General features: G+C 70.5%; 7 protein-coding genes. 2 read left to right on the top strand and 5 right to left on the bottom strand.

Annotated elements, in window-relative coordinates; translation table 11 throughout:
* Window positions 1-303 (bottom strand): NAD(P)H-hydrate epimerase (locus IG74_RS0143545; protein ID WP_324607537.1); only part of this gene is annotated, 303 nt, incomplete at its 3' end.
* 89 nt (window positions 304-392) lie between these two features.
* Window positions 393-761: a holo-ACP synthase gene (locus IG74_RS0143540; protein ID WP_030689117.1), complete on the bottom strand. Its 369-nt coding sequence runs from the start codon at window positions 759-761 to the stop codon at window positions 393-395.
* 72 nt (window positions 762-833) lie between these two features.
* On the opposite strand from IG74_RS0143540, the gene coaA reads away from it, so the two are divergent.
* Complete coding sequence (gene coaA / locus IG74_RS0143535; protein ID WP_030689115.1) at window positions 834-1,832, top strand: type I pantothenate kinase; 999 nt, start codon at window positions 834-836, stop codon at window positions 1,830-1,832.
* Window positions 1,833-1,859: 27 nt separating this feature from the next.
* Window positions 1,860-2,810, top strand: coding sequence for a DUF389 domain-containing protein (locus IG74_RS0143530; RefSeq protein WP_030689113.1), 951 nt, complete (start codon window positions 1,860-1,862; stop codon window positions 2,808-2,810).
* On the opposite strand, the gene glmM is transcribed toward IG74_RS0143530, so the two are convergent.
* The 3 genes from glmM to rplM form a co-directional block, all read right to left on the bottom strand.
* Window positions 2,807-4,165: a phosphoglucosamine mutase gene (gene glmM / locus IG74_RS0143525; RefSeq protein ID WP_030689111.1), complete on the bottom strand. Its 1,359-nt coding sequence runs from the start codon at window positions 4,163-4,165 to the stop codon at window positions 2,807-2,809. The genes IG74_RS0143530 and glmM overlap by 4 nt on opposite strands.
* Window positions 4,166-4,294: 129 nt before the next feature.
* Entirely contained in the window at window positions 4,295-4,810 is a 516-nt protein-coding gene (gene rpsI, locus IG74_RS0143520) for a 30S ribosomal protein S9 (protein ID WP_030689109.1), read from the bottom strand.
* Window positions 4,811-4,851: 41 nt separating this feature from the next.
* Window positions 4,852-5,295 (bottom strand): 50S ribosomal protein L13, encoded by a 444-nt coding sequence (gene rplM, locus IG74_RS0143515; RefSeq protein WP_030689107.1) that lies wholly within the window; start codon window positions 5,293-5,295, stop codon window positions 4,852-4,854.
* Window positions 5,296-5,745: the final 450 nt, after the last annotated feature.

Here is a 5,745-nt window from a genome sequence, read left to right as displayed (position 1 = left end):
GCGCCCCCCGGCCCCCCGCAACGCCGCGAGCCCACCCCCGTGCGCCCGCTCGGGCGACAGCAGAACAGCCGTCACCCCGGCCCCGCGCCGCGCGAGCCGCGCCCCGGCGTAGAGCGCGTCACCGCCGTTGTCCCCGCTGCCGACGAGGAGCACGACACGCGCCCCGTAGACCTTGCCGAGCAATTGCCCGCAGGCCACGGCGAGCCCCGCGGCCGCCCGCTGCATCAACGCCCCTTCGGGCACCCGCGCCATCAGCGCGCGCTCAGCGGCCCGTACGTCCTCCACGCGATACGCAGTACGCATCCACCAAGTCTCGCGCACCACGCGCTCCCCGGCAGTACCGCGTCCCGGCAGCAGCGCGGCGGCCCGCGGCTCGGGGCACGGCGCCCCGCCTACCCCTCGGCGACGACCACCGCGGACGCCACTCCCGCGTCATGGCTCAGGGACACGTGCCAGCCGCGCACTCCGAGGGCCTCGGCCCGCGCGGCCACCGTCCCGGCGACCCGCAGGCGGGGCTGCCCGGTCTCCTCCACGTACACCTCGGCGTCCGTCCAGCGAAGGCCGGGCGGCGCACCCAGGGCCTTGGCCAAAGCTTCCTTGGCGGCGAACCGGGCCGCGAGCGAGGCGACGCCGCGCCGCTCACCACTGGGCAGGTACAACTCCCGCTCCACGAAGAGCCGTTCCCGCATCCCCGGCGTCCGCTCAAGAGAAGCGGCAAACCGGTCGATCTCGGCCACATCGATACCCACACCAATAATCACGGCGGCAGCTAATCACGAGAGGGGTGACACACCCCACCCGCACGGACGTTCAAACTCCCGTAACAATGGACTGTGATCTCTTTGGTCTCCTCGCCGCCACGGGGCGCCAACCGGCACAAGCCGGAGGCGACCCCCTACGTCGACCTCACCCGTGCCGAGTGGAGCGCGCTGCGTGAAAAGACGCCGCTGCCCCTGACCGCCGCCGAGCTGGAGAAGCTGCGCGGCCTCGGCGACGTCATCGACCTCGACGAAGTGCGGGACATCTACCTCCCGCTCTCCCGCCTCCTCAACCTCTACGTGGGCGCCACCGACGGCCTGCGCGGAGCGCTCAACACCTTCCTCGGCGACACCGGCGAGAAGGGCTCCCAGTCGGGCACGCCCTTCGTCATAGGCGTCGCGGGCTCCGTCGCCGTCGGCAAGTCGACCGTCGCGCGGCTGCTCCAGGCCCTGCTCTCGCGCTGGCCCGAGCACCCGCGCGTGGAGCTGGTCACCACGGACGGCTTCCTGCTGCCCACCAAGGAGCTCCAGGCGCGCGGCCTGATGTCGCGCAAGGGCTTCCCCGAGTCGTACGACCGCAGGGCGCTTACGCGCTTCGTCGCCGACATCAAGGCGGGCAAGGACGAGGTCACCGCACCCGTCTACTCGCACCTGATCTACGACATCGTGCCCGGCGAGCGCCTCACCGTGCGCCGCCCGGACATCCTCATCGTCGAGGGCCTGAATGTGCTGCAGCCCGCACTGCCCGGCAAGGACGGCCGCACCCGCGTCGGCCTGGCCGACTACTTCGACTTCAGCGTGTACGTCGACGCCCGCACCGAGGACATCGAGCGCTGGTACCTGAACCGGTTCCGCAAGCTGCGCGAGACCGCGTTCCAGAACCCGTCCTCGTACTTCCGCAAGTACACCCAGGTCTCCGAGGAAGAGGCGCTCGACTACGCCCGCACCACCTGGCGGACCATCAACAAGCCGAACCTGGTGGAGAACGTGGCACCCACCCGCGGCCGCGCCACGCTCATCATCCGCAAGGGCCCCGACCACAAGGTACGACGGCTCAGCCTGCGCAAACTCTGACCGTCAGGCCCGCGTTAAGGTGCGGACATGCTCCATCTGCGGCTGATCACCCCGGCGGACCGGACCGACGCCGTGGTGCGCCTGATCGAGAAGACGCCCGGCACGACCCACCTCGCCGTCGTGCCGGGCGCCGCGCGCAACCCGTCCGGCGACATCGTGCTGTGCGACGTGGCCCGCGAGGCGGGCGACGAACTCCTCGGCGGCCTGCGCGCCCTGGAGATCGACAAGCACGGCTCGATCGCCCTGGAGAACATCGACCTGTCGCTGTCCCTGCGCGCCGACAAGGCCGAGGACGAGGCACCCGGCGAGGGCGCGGACGCGGTCCTGTGGGAGCACCTGGCGGACGCCACGCACGAGGAGTCCACGCTCTCCATCACCTACGTCGCCTTCATCACGCTCGCCACGATGATCGCGGCCTGCGGCGTCGTCCTCGACAACGCGATCCTCATCGTGGGCGCGATGGCGGTGGGCCCGGAGTTCGGCCCGCTCGCGGGCTTCTGCACGGCGCTCGTGCGACGCGCCCCGCGCCTGGCGCTGCGCTCCCTGATCGCGCTGATCGCGGGCTTCGCGATCGCCATGGCGGCGACGGTGGCCTTCAGCTTCTTCATGGACGCGGTGGACCTGTTCCACGAGTCGTCCCTGAAGGCCGAGCGGCCCAACACCAACTTCATCTACCGGCCCGACTGGTTCTCCTTCGTCGTGGCCGTCCTCGCGGGCGCCGCGGGCACCCTGTCGCTGACCTCGGCGAAGTCGGGCGCGCTCGTGGGCGTCGCCATCTCGGTGACGACGGTCCCGGCGGCGGCGAACGCCGCGGTGGCCTTCAGCTACGACGAGTACCGCCAGGCCTGGGGCTCCACCGAACAGCTCCTGCTCAACCTGCTCGGCATCGTGCTCGCCGGTACGCTCACGCTGCTCGCCCAGAAGCTGCTCTGGGCGCGGCAGCGCGAACGTACCGCCAAGAAGCTCGGCGTCTCCTAGCCGAGCGCGGACTTCACCACGTCCGCCAGACGCCCGGCCACGGAGCGGGCCTGCTCGATGTCGGCGGCCTCCACCATCACGCGCACCAGCGGCTCGGTGCCGGAGGGGCGCAGCAGCACGCGGCCGGTCTGGCCAAGCTCGCGCTCGGCGTCGGCGACGGCGACGGTCAGCTCCGCCGAGCTCTTCACCCGGGACTTGTCCACGTCCGGCACGTTGATGAGGACCTGCGGCAGCCGCTCCATGACGGCGGCCAGGTCCTTGAGGGGGCGGCCGGTCTCGGCGACGCGGGCCGCGAGCAGCAGACCGGTGAGCGTGCCGTCGCCGGTGGTGGCGTGGTCCAGGGCGATGACGTGCCCGGACTGCTCGCCGCCGAGCGCGTAGCCGCTGGCCTTCATCTCCTCCAGGACGTACCGGTCGCCGACGGCGGTCTCGACGAACTGCAGGCCCTCGCGCTCCATGGCGAGCTTGAAGCCCAGGTTCGACATCACCGTGGCGACAACGGTGTCGCGGCGCAGCACACCGCGCTCCCGCATGCCGAGCGCGAGCACGGCGAGGATCTGGTCGCCGTCGACCTCGGCACCCGTGTGGTCCACGGCGAGGCAGCGGTCGGCGTCGCCGTCGTGCGCGATGCCGAGGTGGGCGCCGTGCTCGACGACCGCGGCCTGGAGCTGCTCCAGGTGGGTCGAGCCGCAGCCCTCGTTGATGTTCAGGCCGTCGGGGGACGCGCCGATGGTGACGATCTCGGCACCGGCGCGCGCGAAGGCCTCCGGCGAGACCCGGGCGGCGGCGCCGTGCGCCTCGTCCAGGACGATCTTCAGCCCGTCGAGGCGGTTCGGCAGCACACCGATCAGGTGCGCCACGTACTGGTCGAGCCCCTGGTCGTACGAGGTGACACGGCCGACGCCCGCGCCGGTGGGCCGCTGCCAGGGAGCGCCCGTGCGGTGCTCCTCGTAGACGGACTCGATGCGGTCCTCGAGGTCGTCGGCGAGCTTGTGGCCGCCGCGGGCGAAGAACTTGATGCCGTTGTCGGGCATGGCGTTGTGGCTGGCGGACAGCATCACACCGAGGTCGGCGCCGAGCGCGGCGGTGAGATGGGCCACCGCCGGGGTGGGCAGCACACCGACGCGCAGGACGTCCACACCGGCGCTCGCCAGGCCCGCGACGACCGCGGCCTCCAGGAACTCCCCGGACGCGCGCGGGTCACGCCCCACCACCGCTGTCGGGCGATGGCCCTCGAAGGTGCCCGCTTCGGCGAGCACGTGCGCCGCGGCGACCGAGAGGCCGAGCGCGAGCTCCGCCGTCAGATCGGCGTTGGCGACACCGCGCACGCCGTCCGTGCCGAAGAGTCGTCCCACTGCTGTCCTCCGAACATTCCGACATTCCGAGCGTCCACCCCGGATCGACGGGGCGCTGATAAACGAAACGCCCCGGCAGCACACAGGGTGCCGCCGGGGCGTTCGTGAAGTACTAGCAGGCAGCGACGATTAGCGCTTGCTGTACTGCGGGGCCTTGCGGGCCTTCTTGAGACCGGCCTTCTTGCGCTCGACCGCACGGTCGTCGCGCTTGAGGAAGCCGGCCTTCTTGAGGGCGCCGCGGTTGTTGTCCACGTCGGCCTCGTTCAGGGCACGGGCCACGCCGAGGCGCAGGGCGCCGGCCTGACCGGAGACGCCGCCACCCGCGATGCGGGCGATGACGTCGTAGCGGCCCTCGAGCTCGAGAACCTTGAACGGCTCGTTGACTTCCTGCTGGTGCACCTTGTTCGGGAAGTAGTCCTCGAGGGTGCGACCGTTGATCTTCCACTTGCCGGTGCCCGGGACGATCCGGACGCGGGCGATGGCGTTCTTGCGACGGCCCAGGCCGGCGGCCGGCTGCGGGTCGCCGAAGCGCGCGGCGTTCGACTCCGAGGTGTACTCGCCCTCGACGGGCGCCTCGGACTCGGTGGTGTAGTGCTCGATGTCGACGGTCTCGTCGATCGGCTGCTCAGCGGTGGTCTCGGCCACGATGATCCTCAGATTCTCTTCGTCTTAGGGGGTGGCCGGACTTACTGCGCGACCTGGGTGATCTCGAACGGCTGCGGCTGCTGCGCGCCGTGCGGGTGCTGGTCACCCTTGTAGACCTTCAGCTTCGAGAGCATCTGACGGCCCAGCGAGTTCTTGGGGAGCATGCCCTTGATGGCCTTCTCGATGGCCTTCTCGGGGTTCTTCTCAAGCAGCTCGTCGTAGCGGACCGAGCGGAGGCCGCCCGGGTAGCCAGAGTGGCGGTAGGCCATCTTCTGGGTCTTCTTGTTGCCGGAGAGGTGAACCTTCTCGGCGTTGACGATGATGACGAAGTCGCCCATGTCCATGTGGGGGGCGTAAGTCGGCTTGTGCTTGCCGCGCAGGAGAGAGGCGGCGGTGGTCGCCAGACGTCCCAGGACGATGTCCTGGGCGTCGATGACGTGCCACTGACGGGTCACGTCGCCGGGCTTGGGGCTGTACGTACGCACTTCGTAGCCTTCGCTTCTTCAGTGGATGGGGTCCAGACACACGGCACCCAGGAAGCGATCATGCAGCTGGGGCTCACAATGCCGGGGACGCTGCCCGTATGCGAGCCACTGGTAACTGCTCCAGGGAACCTACGTAAGGGCCCTTTCGCGTGAGAACGAGGAAGCCAATACGTATCAGTCCCCGAGACTACCCGTGCCGCCCCGTATGGGTCAAAACGCGGCCCTGGAGACCGGCACCGCCGACCCCACCGCCTCGGGCGGTCCTGCCGGTCCTGCGTCATCCACAGTAACCGCCCTCGGCCGCAGACAGCACCGCGCGACCGCGAAGGCCAGCACACAGAGCGTGAAGCAATCCTTGAAGGCCCGCCGCACCCCCGGCTCAAGACCCACCCACGCGAACCCCGGCACCTGCGGCACGAGCGCCACCCAGAACCCGGCCCCCCGCACCAC

Origin of the sequence: Streptomyces sp. NRRL B-1347 (assembly GCF_000720325.1) — a bacterium.
Taxonomy (GTDB): domain Bacteria; phylum Actinomycetota; class Actinomycetes; order Streptomycetales; family Streptomycetaceae; genus Streptomyces.
Note: the sequence above shows the minus strand (reverse complement) of the source record. Positions and strands in the feature narration are given on the sequence as shown.